The organism is Streptomyces sp. NPDC048436 (genome assembly GCF_043200355.1).
Lineage (GTDB): Bacteria > Actinomycetota > Actinomycetes > Streptomycetales > Streptomycetaceae > Streptomyces.
The window spans coordinates 160,491-175,306 of the sequence record NZ_JBICXP010000014.1; the positions used below are offsets into that span (position 1 = coordinate 160,491).

General features: G+C 69.8%; 14 protein-coding genes and 3 tRNA genes. 8 read left to right on the forward strand and 9 right to left on the reverse strand.

Annotated features, from left to right (window positions below; all coding sequences use genetic code 11):
* Positions 1-233: 233 nt before the first annotated feature.
* The gene (locus tag ACGFX9_RS34325; protein WP_393482359.1) at positions 234-1,730 is read left to right on the forward strand and encodes a N,N-dimethylformamidase beta subunit family domain-containing protein; all 1,497 of its coding nucleotides are present in this window, start codon (positions 234-236) and stop codon (positions 1,728-1,730) included.
* 96 nt (positions 1,731-1,826) lie between these two features.
* Positions 1,827-2,723, forward strand: coding sequence for a phosphoribosylaminoimidazolesuccinocarboxamide synthase (locus ACGFX9_RS34330; protein WP_393482362.1), 897 nt, complete (start codon positions 1,827-1,829; stop codon positions 2,721-2,723).
* Between the two features lie 73 nt (positions 2,724-2,796).
* On the opposite strand, the gene ACGFX9_RS34335 is transcribed toward ACGFX9_RS34330, so the two are convergent.
* The 8 genes from ACGFX9_RS34335 to ACGFX9_RS34370 all read right to left on the reverse strand — a co-directional run bounded on the left by ACGFX9_RS34335 (position 2,797) and on the right by ACGFX9_RS34370 (position 7,397).
* Positions 2,797-2,872: transfer RNA gene (locus ACGFX9_RS34335), tRNA-Gly, on the reverse strand.
* A gap of 23 nt (positions 2,873-2,895) precedes the next feature.
* A complete protein-coding gene (locus ACGFX9_RS34340) occupies positions 2,896-3,504 on the reverse strand; it encodes a response regulator (RefSeq protein ID WP_393482365.1) in 609 nt (202 codons plus the stop codon).
* Entirely contained in the window at positions 3,501-4,802 is a 1,302-nt protein-coding gene (locus ACGFX9_RS34345; protein WP_393482368.1) for a sensor histidine kinase, read from the reverse strand. The genes ACGFX9_RS34340 and ACGFX9_RS34345 overlap by 4 nt, the downstream gene beginning before the upstream one ends.
* Before the next feature lie 13 nt (positions 4,803-4,815).
* Positions 4,816-5,625, reverse strand: a complete 810-nt coding sequence (locus ACGFX9_RS34350) for an ABC transporter permease (protein WP_393482371.1) — start codon at positions 5,623-5,625, stop codon at positions 4,816-4,818.
* The gene (locus tag ACGFX9_RS34355; protein ID WP_393482374.1) at positions 5,622-6,575 is read right to left on the reverse strand and encodes an ABC transporter ATP-binding protein; all 954 of its coding nucleotides are present in this window, start codon (positions 6,573-6,575) and stop codon (positions 5,622-5,624) included. Before ACGFX9_RS34355 ends, ACGFX9_RS34350 begins: the two co-directional genes overlap by 4 nt.
* A 153-nt stretch (positions 6,576-6,728) precedes the next feature.
* A tRNA-Gly gene (locus ACGFX9_RS34360) sits at positions 6,729-6,804 on the reverse strand.
* 79 nt (positions 6,805-6,883) lie between these two features.
* Positions 6,884-6,955, reverse strand: a tRNA-Gly gene (locus ACGFX9_RS34365).
* A gap of 124 nt (positions 6,956-7,079) precedes the next feature.
* A complete protein-coding gene (locus ACGFX9_RS34370; RefSeq protein ID WP_393482377.1) occupies positions 7,080-7,397 on the reverse strand; it encodes an Lsr2 family protein in 318 nt (105 codons plus the stop codon).
* A gap of 345 nt (positions 7,398-7,742) precedes the next feature.
* Here ACGFX9_RS34370 and purS point away from each other — a divergent pair, with 345 nt between their 5' ends.
* The 6 genes from purS to ACGFX9_RS34400 all read left to right on the forward strand — a co-directional run bounded on the left by purS (position 7,743) and on the right by ACGFX9_RS34400 (position 13,390).
* Positions 7,743-7,994, forward strand: coding sequence for a phosphoribosylformylglycinamidine synthase subunit PurS (gene purS, locus ACGFX9_RS34375; protein ID WP_135332092.1), 252 nt, complete (start codon positions 7,743-7,745; stop codon positions 7,992-7,994).
* Positions 7,991-8,671, forward strand: a complete 681-nt coding sequence (gene purQ, locus ACGFX9_RS34380) for a phosphoribosylformylglycinamidine synthase subunit PurQ (RefSeq protein ID WP_393482380.1) — start codon at positions 7,991-7,993, stop codon at positions 8,669-8,671. Before purS ends, purQ begins: the two co-directional genes overlap by 4 nt.
* Positions 8,671-10,920: a phosphoribosylformylglycinamidine synthase subunit PurL gene (gene purL, locus ACGFX9_RS34385; protein ID WP_393482383.1), complete on the forward strand. Its 2,250-nt coding sequence runs from the start codon at positions 8,671-8,673 to the stop codon at positions 10,918-10,920. The genes purQ and purL overlap by 1 nt, the downstream gene beginning before the upstream one ends.
* A gap of 123 nt (positions 10,921-11,043) precedes the next feature.
* The gene (locus tag ACGFX9_RS34390; protein WP_393482386.1) at positions 11,044-11,682 is read left to right on the forward strand and encodes a TetR/AcrR family transcriptional regulator; all 639 of its coding nucleotides are present in this window, start codon (positions 11,044-11,046) and stop codon (positions 11,680-11,682) included.
* A 10-nt stretch (positions 11,683-11,692) separates the two neighbouring features.
* Positions 11,693-12,484, forward strand: coding sequence for a sterol carrier family protein (locus ACGFX9_RS34395; protein WP_393482389.1), 792 nt, complete (start codon positions 11,693-11,695; stop codon positions 12,482-12,484).
* Positions 12,485-12,547: 63 nt separating this feature from the next.
* On the forward strand, positions 12,548-13,390 hold the full coding sequence (locus tag ACGFX9_RS34400) for an META domain-containing protein (protein ID WP_393482392.1): 843 nt from the start codon (positions 12,548-12,550) through the stop codon (positions 13,388-13,390).
* Positions 13,391-13,394: 4 nt separating this feature from the next.
* On the opposite strand, the gene ACGFX9_RS34405 is transcribed toward ACGFX9_RS34400, so the two are convergent.
* Positions 13,395-14,804, reverse strand: coding sequence for a sulfatase (locus ACGFX9_RS34405; protein ID WP_393482395.1), 1,410 nt, complete (start codon positions 14,802-14,804; stop codon positions 13,395-13,397).
* Between the last annotated feature and the right edge of the window lie 12 nt (positions 14,805-14,816).

A 14,816-nucleotide genomic window follows, 5' to 3' on the forward strand; every position in this document is an offset into this window, starting at 1 on the left:
CCCCACACCCGGAAGCATCCGTTCCGTTCCCGTCGATTAGCGACGAACGGTGACGGAGTGCGTGCGTAATGTGATGTGCTGGGATCGACCGCCGGACGGAGCCTGTCAGCACCGCCGGCACCGCACCAACGCAAGGCACCGCAAGGCGACGCAAGGCAACGCAAAGCGGCACGGCAACTCGTACGGCACAGCGCAGCGCGATCTCGGGGGAGTAGCGAGGGAGGGGTACACACATGGGGTCGCAGCAGATCCGCAGGTGGGAATCGGGCGCGCTGGCGCACGCCGTGACCGACCCCTTCGGGCAGGGCCCGCTGCCCTGGCTCCGAGGCGCCGAGTACTACTTCGACGACACCGGCCAAGTCGTGCCCTGGTACATCGACCACGCCCCGGCCCCCGGCGCGCAGGACATCCCCGCGCCCCGCTCCTCCCGTACGCGTACGAACGGCCCCCGCACCGCCGACGACGTACACGGCCAGATCAAGGGCTTCGCCTCCACCGGCGCCGCGGCCCCCGGCGAGGCGATCGACTTCCACGTGACGGTGGACCCGCCCCAGCAGTTCAGCATGGACATCTACCGCATCGGGCACTACGGCGGCGACGGCGCCAGCAAGATCAGTACGAGCCCCCGCCTCTCCGGCATCGTCCAGCCGCCCCCGCTCACCGCCGACCGCACGGTCTCCTGCCATCACTGGTGGCTCTCCTGGCGGCTGCAGATCCCGAGTTACTGGAGCGTCGGGGCGTACGTGGCGGTCCTCACGACGGTCGACGGCTACCGCTCGCACGTCCCGTTCACCGTCCGCGACGACCACCGGGCCGACCTGCTCCTCCTCCTGCCGGACATCACCTGGCAGGCCTACAACCTCTATCCGGAGGACGGTCGTACAGGCGCCAGCCTCTACCACGCGTGGGACGAGAAAGGCCGTCTGCTCGGCGAGAGCGAGGCCGCCCACACGGTCTCCTTCGACCGCCCCTACGCGGGCGCGGGCCTGCCCCTGCACGTGGGCCACGCCTACGACTTCATCCGCTGGGCCGAGCGGTACGGCTACGACCTCGCGTACGCCGACACCCGCGACCTGCACGCAGGACGCATCGATCCGACCCGCTACCGGGGCCTGGTCTTCCCGGGCCACGACGAGTACTGGTCGTCGAACATGCGCCGCACCGCGGAGAAGGCCCGCGACCACGGCACCTCCCTCGTCTTCCTCTCCGCCAACACCATGTACTGGCAGGTGGAGTTGGGCCCTTCGCCGTCCGGCGTCGAGGACCGCCTCCTCACCTGCCGCAAGCGCAACGGCCCCGGCAGACCGGCCCTCTGGCGGGAGCAGGACAAGGCGGAGCAGCAGCTCCTCGGCATTCAGTACGCGGGCCGGGTCCCCGAGCCCGCCCCGCTCGTCGTGCGCAACGCCGACCACTGGCTGTGGGAAGCGACGGGCGCGCACGAAGGGGACGAGATCGAGGGCCTGGTCGCGGGCGAGGCCGACCGCTATTTCCCGCGCACCCCGCTCCCGGAGCACGAGGGCCGCATCCTCCTCGCGCACTCTCCGTACGAGGACAGCGACGGCGTCACCCGCCACCAGGAGTCGTCCCTCTACCGCGCCCCCTCCGGCGCCCTGGTCTTCGCCTCCGGCACCTTCGCCTGGTCACCGGCGCTCGACCGCCCCGGCCATGTGGACCACCGCGTCCAGCGGGCCACGGCCAACCTCCTCGACCGCATCTGCAAAAGAGACTGAGGCCCGCCCCCACCCGGCCAGGAGAACCCCTGGCCAAAAGCTGCCTCCCCATGCGGGAGAATCAGCAGCACTCAGTCAGAACCACGGGGAGGAACCGTGTCCGGATTCGTAGAAAAGCCCGAGCCGCTGCAGGTCCCGGGCCTGGTGCATGTGCACACCGGCAAGGTGCGCGACCTGTACCAGAACGAGGCGGGCGATCTCGTGATGGTCGCGAGCGACCGCATGTCCGCCTACGACTGGGTGCTGCCCACGGAGATCCCTGACAAGGGCAAGGTCCTCACGCAGCTCTCCCTGTGGTGGTTCGACCAGCTCGCCGATCTCGTCCCCAACCACGTCATCTCCACGGACGTACCGCCCGGCGCTCCCGCCGAGTGGGAGGGCCGCACCACGGTCTGCAAGTCCCTGTCGATGGTCCCGGTCGAGTGCGTCGCCCGCGGCTATCTGACGGGCTCGGGCCTGGTCGAGTACAACGACTCGCGCACCGTCTGCGGCCTCGCGCTGCCCGACGGCCTGAGCGACGGCTCGGAGCTGCCCGCGCCGATCTTCACGCCCGCCACGAAGGCCGAGGTCGGCGAGCACGACGAGAACGTGAGTTACGAGGAAGTGGCCCGCCAAGTGGGAGCCGAGACGGCGGCCCAGCTCCGCCAAGCGACCCTCGCGGTCTACGGCCGGGCCCGTGACATCGCCCGCGACAGGGGCGTCATCCTCGCCGACACGAAGTTCGAGTTCGGCTTCGACGGCGAGCAGCTCGTGATCGCCGACGAGGTCCTGACCCCGGACTCCTCCCGCTTCTGGCCCGCGGACACATGGGAGCCGGGCCGCGCCCAGCCGTCGTTCGACAAGCAGTTCGTCCGCGACTGGCTGACCTCGCCGGCCTCCGGCTGGGACCGCAAGAGCGAGCAGCCGCCGCCCCCGCTCCCGCAGGACGTCGTGGACGCCACGCGCGCCAAGTACATCGAGGCGTACGAGCGCCTGACGGGCATGGCCTGGTAGCAAGCAAGCAAGCGAGCGAACGAACCGACACGAAAGAACCCCCGGCGCCGAGAGGCACCGGGGGTTCTTTCTGTGGAGCGGACGACCAGGTTCGAACTGGCGACCTCAACCTTGGCAAGGTTGCGCTCTACCAACTGAGCTACGTCCGCGCTGCGCCGAAGCGCGATGCCAACTATACCCAACCCCGCTCGCGTGCGAGACGCACCGCGGCGTGACGGTTCTCCGCCCCGGTCTTCGTGACGGCCGACGAGAGATAGTTGCGGACGGTCCCCTGGGACAGCGCGGCCCGCTCGGCGATCTCCGCGACGGGCGCCCCGTCGGCGGCCAGTTCGAGCACCTCGGCCTCACGGGCGGTCAGCGGCGAGTCCCCCGCGGAGATCGCGTCGGCCGCCAATTCCGGGTCCACATAGCGGTTACCTGCGTGAACGGAACGGATGATCTCGGCGAGGCGCTGGGCGCTCACGGTCTTCGGCATGAAGCCCCGCACCCCCACCGCGAGCGCCCGCTTGAGATGCCCCGGTCTGCCATGACTCGTCACGATCATGGTCCGGCAGTGCGGCAGTTCATCCCGCAGGGATGTGGCCACACTCACACCGTCGGCGCCCGGCATCTCCAGATCGAGCACGGCCACATCGGGCCGATGGGCCCGCGCCATGGCGAGCGCCTCGGGCCCCGACGCGGCCTCGGCGACCACGACAAGATCGTCCTCAAGCCCGAGCAGCGCGGCGAGCGCGCCCCGGATGAGGTGCTCGTCATCGGCGAGCAGCACACGAACGCTCACAGAGCCACCTCTTCCTGATCCCGCCCACGCTCTCCTTGATCCCGCCCACGCTCCCCTTCCGGTGGGCAGGCGTCGCGTACGACCGGTCGCAGCGGTACCTCCGCGCTCAGGCGGAACTCCCCGTCGCCGGAGGTGAATTCCAGCGTTCCGCCCACCTTGGAGAGCCGCTCCCGAAGCCCGGCGAGACCGGATCCGGCGCTCTTGGGTGCGCTGTCGGGCGCCCCGTCGTTCTCCACGGTCAGCGTCGTACGGTCGTCGGCCACCGCCAAGGTGATGCCGCAGCGCTTGGCGTCGCCGTGCCGCAGCACGTTCGTCGCCGCCTCCCGTACGACCCAGCCGAGCGCCGACTGCACACGAGCCGGCAGCCCTGCCGATGAGCCGCTCACCCGGCAGACGATCCCCGCCGCCTCCAGGACGCCCTGCGCGCCGGCGAGCTCGACCCCCAGGTCGATCTCGCGGTAGCCGCGTACGACCTCCCGGACCTCCCGCTGCGATTCCTGCGCGATCCGCTGCACCTCGACCATCTGGTCGACCGCCTCGGGCCGCCCGCGTCGGGCGAGCTGCACCGCGAGTTCGCTCTTCAGCGCGATGACCGCGAGATTGCGGCCCATCACGTCATGCAGGTCCCGGCCGAACCGCAGCCGTTCCTCGGCGACCGCGAGCCGGGCTTCGACCTCGCGGGCGCGGTCGGCCTCCCACATCACGGAGAGCGTCCAGGCGCCGCAGCGCGAGGAGAGCAGCGCGATCAGGCCGCCGAAGACGATCACCGTGGCGGTGGTGGGGAGCTGCCCGCCACGGACGCCGACCGCGGCGAGCGCGGCCACCGTCACCGCGTCGATCACGGCGAACCGGATGGCGAAGGTCCGTATCGGTACGGCGAAGGCCAGTGCCTGCCCGTAGGGGATCAGAGCGAACAGCGTGACCAGGGTGAGCATTCCGTCCTTGGCGCCGTCCACGGCTTGGAGGGCGATGGCCAGGCCGAGCGTGACGACCATGCCCGCACCCGCCACGGCCAGGTCGCGGCGCGGCAGGTCCGCGCGCCCCAGGTAGTGGTCGAGGGAGCGCCGCAGCGACAGGTTGGCGTGCACGCACTGCAGGGTGGCCACCGCGATCAGGGTCCAGCCGAGGATCACCGCGGGCGGGTCGGGCCGCAGGCTCAGGGCCAGCGGTACCGAACCCCAGGTGAAGTAGAAGAGCCACGGCATGGCGTGCCACATGGCCATGCTCTGGAACTCGACCTTGGCGATCTTGCTCCGCCCGTGCCAGCCGCGCTGCACCTCCCGGATCCGGCCGATCACCCCTGCCTCCTTCTCAGCGCCTGGGTTCCCAGCGGAACCATCGTCGTACAGCAAACACCGAGACCGCGGTCCAGGCCACCGCCGTGACGACTGCCCCGAGGGCGTCGGCCGCCGAAAGGTTCCCGGTCCAGCCGCCGCGCACCAGCTCGATCACCGGAGAGAGCGGCAGCAGCTCGCAGACCGCGGCGAGCTTGTCGGGCATGATCTCGAAGGGGATGAAGAGCCCGGACCCGAACATCGAGCCGAACGCCAACGGCATCGCCATGACCTGGGCGGACTCCACGGACTTGCTGAAGCTGGCGGTCACCGCGGCCAGGGCGGCGAACATCACCAGGCCGAGCAGCACCCCGATGACGGCGTAATGGGGTGCGCTCGGCGCCCCCGCGTCGAGCAGCGCGACGCAGCCGATCGCGAGGACGACACTCTGGATCACGCCGATGGCGAGCGAGGGCAGCGCGGCCCCGGCAAGGATCTCCGGGTCCCGCAGCTCCCCGGTGCGCAGCCGCTTGAGGACCAGCTCCTCGCGGCGGGCGGCGTAGACCGTGGTCAGCGCCGAGTACACGGCGAAGAGCAGGGAGAACCCGATGGCGCCGGGCACCACCATGGACCCGACCGAGAGACCCGTGCCCTTGAGGTCCATGTCGCCCGCGACCTGACGCAGGCTGAACGGCATCACCACCGGTACGAACAGGGCCGCGAACAAGGTGCCCTTGCTGCGCCCGAGCAGCGTCAGCTCGGCCCGGGCGAGCGCGGCCATCCGCTGGGCGGGAGTCGTCACCGCTTGCCTGGTCGCCGCTTCCGTTGTCGCCGTCAGCGCGCTCATGCCACCGTCTCCTTCTCCGCGGCGTCGGCCGCACTCTCGGCGTCCCGCGCGATCCGCAGGAACGCCTCCTCCAGCGAGGCCGCCCGCACATCGAGCCCGCCGAGTTCGACCTGCGCGTCGCGCGCCCAGAGCAGCAGCCCCGTGGCCGTCCGCTGCAACTCGTGCGTACGCAGCCGGATCCGTCCGTCGACCGTCTCGTGCCCGCTCACCCCGAGCTCGCCGAGCGGCGGCAGGTCCCCGACGAAGTACCCGTCGGGCAGGGTGAAGGAGACCTGGGAGGGCTGCGCGGCCACCACGTCGGCGACGCGTCCCTCGGCCGCGATCCGCCCTTGGTGGAGGATCGCGAGCCGGTCGGCGAGGTTCTCGGCCTCTTCGAGGTAGTGCGTGGTGAGCAGCACGGTCGTGCCGTTGTCGCGCAGCGCCCGCACCAACTCCCATGTCTCGCAGCGCCCTTCGGCGTCGAGTCCGGTCGTGGGTTCGTCCAGGAAGAGCACCTCGGGCCGCCCGATGAGAGCGGTCGCCAGATCGAGCCGCCGCTTCTCACCGCCGGAGAGCATCTTCACGCGTACGTCGGTGCGCTTGGAGAGCCCGACGATCGCCAGGGCTTCCGCGGCGGGGCGGGCACCGCTGGTGCAGGCGGCCCACATCCGAATGGTCTCCGCGACCGTCAGTTCGGAGGGGAAGCCGCCCTCCTGGAGCATCACGCCGATCCGGTGCCGCACGGCGCCGCGCTCGGTGTACGGATCGTGCCCGAGCACCCGCACCCGGCCCCCGGCGGGAGCGGCGAGCCCTTCGAGGAGTTCGACGGTGGAGGTCTTGCCGGCGCCATTGGTCCCGAGCAGTGCGAAGAGCTGGCCTCGTCCGACGGAGAACGAGACTCCCCGGACAGCCTCGAAACCGCCCCCGTACACGCGCCGAAGATCGGTCACGTCGATCACTTGGTCAGTCATAGGGAGAGCGTCCCCCGGCCGCGGAGGCCGGAGCAGTGCGCGCTGTCACCGGCTCGCATGACAAATGTCAGAAGGGGGGCGGATGTGGGACGGGGGCGCGGGCCCGGGGGACACGAAGAAGGCCCCGGTCGCGATGACCGGGGCCTTCTTGTCTGGAGCGAACGACGAGGTTCGAACTCGCGACCTCAACCTTGGCAAGGTTGCGCTCTACCAACTGAGCTACGTTCGCATTGCCTCCGACCAGCTCTCACTGATCGGCGCGAGCACCAGCCTACCGCACCCCCTGGAGGGGGCCGTAAGCGATGCAGAGCGGGTGACAGGAATTGCACACTGCGCCTTCCCCCTGGAAGGGGGATGTTCTACTACTGAACTACACCCGCAAGACTCCGTGGGGTTCGGGCCTTTCGGCCTTGCCCCTCGGCGTGCTCCAGACTTTAGCCGACCGTCGGGGGTGCAGGTCAAGTTGGTGGCCGAGGGGCCCGGAAGGCCGAGCGCCGGCCCAGGTCAGTTGGCCGCGTCGAAGGCCTCGTAGACCTTCTTCGGGATGCGGCCGCGGGGCGGCACGTCCATCCGGTGCGAGCGGGCCCAGGCGCGGACGGCCGCGGGGTCCGCGGCTACCGCGGTGTGGCGGTAGGCCTTGCCGGACTTCGACTGCTTGCGGGCGGCGTCGAGGTACGGGGCGAGTGCCTTGCGCAGTTTCTTGGCATTGGTTTGGCTGAGGTCGATCTCGTACGACTTGCCGTCAAGACCAAAGGCGATCGTCTCCGCCGCTTCCCCGCCGTCGATGTCGTCAAAGAGAGTGACCACGACACGCTGCGCCACGAATATCGGTCCCTTCGTGCGGCTCGACCGCACGTGACGTGCGGCGATGCCGACTGTCCGGCTGTTAGGGGCACTGTTTTGTGCAAAGCATCGGCTAATGCCATTTCCTTTGTACAGTGCTCGGCATTGCATTGTGAAGCCCGACTAAATCCGCCCGCGTGTCCACGCGCAATGGTGATGCGTGATCTTTTCCTGGATTTTTCGCGAAGGTGCCCCGTTCGATACGCGAGTATGAGCCGGAACGTGACCGTCCTCACGTAGGTTTCTACGAATCTACGCGAGTAGAATTTTTGTGCGGGTAGTCTGAAGGGACCGCTCAGCCAGCACCACACACCGGGAGTGCCAGTGGCACGCGTCGTAGTCGACGTCATGCTCAAGCCGGAGATCCTCGACCCCCAGGGCCAGGCGGTGCAGCGTGCACTGCCGCGCCTCGGATTCAAGGGGATCGCCGACGTACGTCAGGGAAAGCGCTTCGAACTCGAGGTGGACGGGCCCGTCGATGACGCGGCCCTCGCCCGTATCCACGAGATGGCGGAAACCTTCCTCGCCAACACCGTGATCGAGGACTTCTTCGTAAAGGTGGAGGAAGAGAAGTGACTGCTCGAATCGGAGTCGTCACTTTCCCCGGAACGCTCGACGACCGCGACACCCAGCGCGCCGTCCGTCTCGCGGGCGCCGAAGCCGTGCCGCTCTGGCACCGGGACAAGGACCTGAAGCAGGTCGACGCCGTGGTGCTTCCCGGCGGATTCTCGTACGGCGACTATCTGCGGGCCGGCGCCATTTCGCGGTTTTCGCCCGTCATGGAGCCGCTCATCGAGCAGGCGAAGGCAGGGCTTCCGGTTCTCGGTATCTGCAACGGCTTCCAGGTGCTCACCGAGTCCCACCTGCTCCCCGGCGCGATGCTGAAGAACAACCACCTGCACTTCATCTGCCGCGACCAGAAGCTGCGCGTGGAGGCGGACAACACCGCCTGGACCGCGGACTACGAAGTCGGGCAGGAGATCTCCGTACCGCTGAAGAACATCGACGGCCGGTACGTCGCCGATGAGCGGACCCTCGACATGCTCGAGGCGGAGGGGCGGGTCGTCTTCCGCTACCTGGACGGCAATCCCAACGGCTCGCTGCGCGACATCGCCGGTGTCTCGAACGCCGCGGGCAACGTCGTCGGCCTCATGCCGCACCCCGAGCACGCCGTCGAGCCGCTGGTCGGGACCGGTCGCACCGACGGCCTGGGATTCTTCACCTCGATCCTGAAGAAGCTGGTCAACGTCTGATGACTCTGGACACCGTCAAGCACGCAGCCGAGACCCCCGAGGTCAAGCTGCCCTGGGCCGAACTGGGCCTGAAGGAAGACGAGTACGCACGCGTACGCGAGATCCTGGGCCGCCGCCCGACCGGCGCCGAGCTCGCCATGTACTCCGTCATGTGGTCCGAGCACTGCTCGTACAAGAGCAGCAAGGTCCACCTGCGCCAGTTCGGCGAGAAGGCTCCCGAAAACGACGCGATGCTCGTCGGCATCGGCGAGAACGCCGGTGTGGTCGACGTCGGCCACGGCTACGCGGTCACCTTCAAGGTCGAGTCGCACAACCACCCGTCGTACGTCGAGCCCTACCAGGGCGCGGCGACCGGTGTCGGCGGCATCGTCCGCGACATCATCGCGATGGGCGCACGCCCGGTCGCGGTCGTCGACCCGCTGCGGATGGGCGCCGCCGACCACCCCGACACCAAGCGTGTCCTGCCGGGTGTCGTCGCGGGCATCGGCGGCTACGGCAACTGCCTTGGCCTGCCGAACATCGGCGGCGAGCTCGTCTTCGACGCCTGCTACCAGGGCAACCCGCTGGTGAACGCCGGTGCCATCGGCGTCATGCGCCACGAGGACATCCACCTGGCGAAGGCCAGCGGTCCCGGCAACAAGGTCATCCTCTACGGGGCCCGTACCGGCGGTGACGGCATCGGCGGCGCGTCGATCCTGGCCTCCGAGACCTTCGACGACACGAAGCCGTCGAAGCGTCCGGCCGTGCAGGTCGGTGACCCCTTCCAGGAGAAGCTCCTCATCGAGTGCACCCTGGAGGCCTTCGCCGAGAAGCTCGTCGTCGGCATCCAGGACCTCGGTGCCGCGGGCCTCTCCTGCGCGACCTCCGAGCTGGCGTCCAACGGTTCCGGCGGAATGCGCGTCGAGCTGGACGACGTACCCCTTCGCGACTCCACGCTCACTCCCGAGGAAATCCTCATGAGTGAGTCGCAGGAACGCATGTGCGCGGTCGTCGAGCCCGAGAAGGTCGAGCGTTTCCTCGCGATCTGCGAGAAGTGGGACGTCATCGCCACCGTCGTCGGTGAAGTGACCGACGGCGACCGCCTGGAGATCTTCTGGCACGGCGAGAAGATCGTCGACCTCGACCCGCGCACCGTCGCCCACGACGGCCCGGTCTACGAGCGCCCCTACGCCCGGCCGAAGTGGCAGGACGCCCTCCAGGCCGACGACGCGGGCAAGCTGGCACGCCCGTCCAGTTCGCAGGAGCTGCGCGACCAGGTGCTCGCGGTCGTCGCGTCGCCGAACCAGGCCTCCAAGGCGTGGGTGACGGATCAGTACGACCGTTTCGTGCAGGGCAACACGGTGCTCGCGCAGCCCGAGGACTCCGGCATGGTCCGCATCGACGAGGAGTCCGGCCTCGGTGTCGCCCTCGCCAACGACGGCAACGGCCGCTACTCGAAGCTCGACCCGTACGCCGGCGCGCAGCTGGCCCTGTCGGAGGCGTACCGCAACGTCGCGGCGACCGGCGCCCGGCCGCTCGCCGTCTCGGACTGCCTGAACTTCGGCTCGCCCGAGGACCCGGACGTCATGTGGCAGTTCGCCGAGACCACCCGTGGCCTCGCCGACGCCTGCCAGATCCTGGGCACCCCGGTGACCGGCGGCAACGTATCGCTCTACAACCAGACGGGCGAGGCGGCCATCCACCCGACCCCGGTCGTCTCGGTGCTCGGCGTGATCGACGACGTCGCGCGGCGTACGCCGATGGCCTTCGCCGAAGAGGGCCAGCTGCTCTACCTCCTCGGTGACACCTCCGAGGAGTTCGGCGGTTCGGCATGGTCGCAGGTCGTCCACGACCACCTCGGCGGGCTCCCCCCGAAGGTCGACCTGGAGCGCGAGCGGCTGCTCGCCGAGATCCTCATCTCGGGCTCGCGCGACGGCATGATCGACGCCGCGCACGACCTCTCCGACGGCGGTCTCGCGCAGGCCGTCGCCGAGTCCTGCCTCCGTGGCGGGAAGGGCGCGCGCCTGGTCGTCCCGGACGGTCTCGACGCGTTCACCCTGCTGTTCAGTGAGTCGGCAGGGCGGGCGGTCGTGTCCGTCCCCCGCTCCGAGGAGCTGCGCTTCACCGACATGTGCGGGGCGCGGGGCCTTCCCGCCACACGCATCGGCGTGGTCGACGGTGACGCCGTGGAGCTGCAGGGCGAGTTCACCCTGACGCTTGGCGAGATCCGTGAGGCGTACGAGGGGACGCTGCCGGGGCTCTTCGCCTGAGGCGCTGAGGTGAGTTGACGGACACGCGGCAAGGGCGAGGGGCGGGACGGCGGAGATGCCGTCCCGCCCCTCACCGCTCTCCGCCCGGGGATGCTCACGACCTGCCCTTGTACCGTGACCTGCATGACTGACGAGCTGGGGCTGCGCGCGCGCAAGAAGAGGCAGACCGCGTCGCGGATCTGGCAGGCCGCGGTGGACCTCTGCTCCGAGCGCGGCTTCGACCATGTCTCCGTCGCGGAGATCGCCGAGGCCGCCGAGGTGTCGAAGATGACCGTCTTCAACTACTTCGGGACCAAGGAAGGCGTGATCGTCGGCCCGATGGAGGAGCACGCCGCGGACCCCGCCGACGCGGTCCGCGAGCGGCAGCCGGGGGAGTCCGCGGTCGCCGCGATGCGCCGGCAGTTCCTGGAGCAGATCACCGGGCGCGATCCGTCGATCGGCCTCAGCGGTGACCCGCGCGCCCTCAAGGTGCGCCAGCTCGTCAGCGAGACGCCGACGTTGGCGCACCGCATGGTGATCTTCCACATGCGCAGCGTCCAGCTCCTGGCGGACGTCCTCGCCGAGGAGACGGGTGACATGCTCCTGGCGCGTGTCGCCGCCTCGCAGCTGATCGGCGCCCGCAACGCGCTCATCGTGGAGAACCAGGAGCGCATGATCGACGGCGACCCGCTCGACGCCATCGCGGAGGACTGCGCCCAGGCCGCCGAGCGGGCGTTCGGCCAGGTCGAAAAGGGACTCCAGGGGTACCCCGGGAAGAATTAGGCTCGGTCCCATGCCACCGGCCAAGAAGCGCACGCGTTCGTACGATGCCGCCAAGATCCGCACCGCCGTACGCAGCCAGTTCGTCAACGTACGGGACGTGGTCCTCGCCCTGGAGCCCGAGCGGCTTGAGCTGCCGACCCGGCTCGGGGGCTGGACCGTGCGCGAGCTGGCCGCTCACGTCACCATGGGCCTCGGCGCCGTCACCCGCTTCCTCGCCATGCCTGAGCCCCCGGCCCGCGAAGTCGCCCTCCTGGACTGGCCGTTCGCGACCGCCTCGGCCGCGGCGCAGGTCGACGAGGCGGTGCGGGCCTACGCGGCACAGGAGTTGGACGAGCTGTACGCGCGCACGCTCGCCGGCTTCGACGAGGCGCTGCCCGAGGTCACGGCGGGGCGCCTGACGCCCACCCGGTTCGGTGCGATGACCCTCGACGACTTCCTGGTCACCCGTACGGTAGAACTCATCGTCCACACCGACGACTTGAACGACGCGCTGCCGGACGCGGACATCCCGTACGACCGCCAGGCCCTGGCCGCCTGCACCCGGCTGCTCGCCGACGCCCTCGCGGTGAAGGCACCCGGCGGCGCCGTCGAGGTCAGGGTGCCGCCGTTCGCCGTGGTCCAGTGCGTCCAGGGGCCCCGGCACACCCGCGGCACTCCGCCGAACGTCGTCGAGACCGACCCGCTCACCTGGATCCGCCTCGCGACGGGGCGTACGGACTGGGAGACGGTCCTCGACGCCGCGCGGGTCAGCGCGAGCGGGGAGCGGGCGGATCTGGCGGAGCTGCTGCCGGTCATGAGCTGACCCGGCCGACCACGGCGGGGAGGGTGGGGGAACCGGAACCCCCACTTGTCCCGTCCCATCGCCATGCACACGCAACGACTGACTCCGACCGTCATGGCCCTGGCCGCCGCGGGCATGCTCACCGCGTGCGGCACCGAGACCGGCTCAGGCAGCGGGTCCGTCGGGTCCGAACCGTCCCTCACCGGCGTCCACTGGAACGTCGAGAGCGTGACGGTGGACGGCAAGAAGAAGCAGGCCCCGAGCGGCGCCTACGTCAAGATCGGCGACAAGGGCAGGGCTGAGGGCAACTACGGCTGCAACGGCTTCTCCGCGGACGTGTCGCTGGACGGGGACACCGTCGATCTCGGCTCGGCCATCTCCACCAAGAGGAGCTGCGACAAGCAGGACTTCGAGGACGCCTTCAAGAGCGCCCTCGACAACGGCGAGCTGAAGGCCGCGGTCGACGGCGACAAGCTGACGCTCACCACCGACAAGGGAGACCACGTGGCCCTCACATCGGATCCGGACGCCCCGCTCACGGGCACCAAGTGGACCGTGAACGCCATCGGCGACGGCAAGACCGCCGCGTCCCTGCCGAAGGAAGTGCACGGCAAGGCCCATCTGACCTTCGGCAAGGACGGCACGGTCCACGGCAACCTCGGCTGCAACAACGTCTCGGCCAAGGCCGACGTGCGGGACGGGACGATCACCCTGGGCGCTCCCCGGAGCACCCGCATGGCGTGCGAGGGCCCTGCCGGGGAGACCGAGAAGAAGCTCCTCAAGCTCTTCGACGGCAAGGTCAGCTACCGCCTCGGCCACAGCGGCCTCTCGCTCACCGCCGCCGACGGCACGGTCGTCAGCGCGAACGCCGCCGACCCGAAGGGCGGCCCGAAGGCCGACCCGAAGGCCGACCCGAAGGGAAAGTAGCGGCTCACGCAGCCGGGTAAGGCAACAGCCCCTTGTCCGTCTTCTCCCACGCCGCCTTCAGCTCCGCCAGCAGCTTCGGCTCGTCCGGCGCCCGGTCTGCCTGCTCCCGCTGATCCGCGGCCAGGTTGAAGAGCTGGTCCTTGCCGCCCTTGCCCCGGTAGTACTTCCACGCCCCGCGCCGCAGCGCCCGCTCCCCGCGCACCCGCCAGAACAGCTCACGCTCCGCGAGCTCCTCGCCCTTCAGCAGGTAGGGCGCGAGGCTGGTCCCGTCCAGCTTGTACGCGGGGTTCGGCCTGGCCCCGCCGATCTCAAGGAGCGTCGCCGTCCAGTCCGGGGTGAACACCGGCTCGTGGCTGACCTGCCCGCCGTCGAGGCGCGCGGGCCACCGGACGATGGTCGGCACGCGGATGCCGCCCTCCTGGAGCGAGGACTTGTTGCCCGACAGGGGCCAGTTGTACGAGAAGCGCTCACCGCCGTTGTCCGAGGCGAAGAAGACGAGGGTGTCCCGCTCCTGCCCGGACTTCTTCAGGGCCTTGAGGACCTCACCGACCGACCGGTCCAGGTCCTGCACCATCTGCGTGTACTTCTCGACGGAGCCGCCGTCCTGATGCCACAGCGCACCCTGCTCGCCCGCCTTGATCCTCCGTACGATCTCGGCGCTCTCCTCCTTGTCGCCGTCGGCTATCCAGGGCCAGTGCGGGGTGGTGAAGTTCAGGTTGAGCAGCCACGGCGTCCCGCCGTGGTCCCGCTGGACGTACTCGCTCGCCCGCTCGGTCAGGATCCGCGTGTAGTACCGCAGGTCCTTGTACTCGGCGTCGCCTTCGTAGAGGTCGTACTCACCGCCGAGCCCCAGCTTCGAGTAGTACTCAAGGGCCCCGCCGAAGTTCCCGAAGAACTCGTCCCAGCCCGAACGGGTGGGCGAGTAGTCCGGCAGATACCCGCAGTGCCACTTGCCGATGAGCGCGGTGGCGTACCCGGCGTCCTTCAGCAGCGAGGCCAGCGTGGGATGCGTCGGTTCGAGGCCCACGGACTTGTCCGCGATCGGCTCCGCGAGCCCGCCCTTCGTACGCCCGGGAAAGCGCCCGGTGTAGAGGCTGAAACGGGTCGGCGAGCAGGTCGCCGAGCCGGAGTAGGCGTCGGTGAAGCGCACGCCCTGGCGCGCGAGCCGGTCCAGGTTCGGGGTCTTGATGTGCGGCGACCCGTAGGAGGAGAGGTCCGCCCAGCCCAGGTCGTCGCCGAGGATGAAGAGGATGTTGGGCCGCTTGGCGCCGGGGCGCGCGGCGGCCCGGAAGGGACGCTCCTGGGCCTCGGCGGTGGCGGGCAGCCCCACCGCGGCGGCGGCGCCGGCTCCCACCGCGCCTCCGAAGGCGCGTCGGGACAGGGCGGATCGGTCGTACGAAGGCGTCGCGGGCATGGCTGCGCTCCT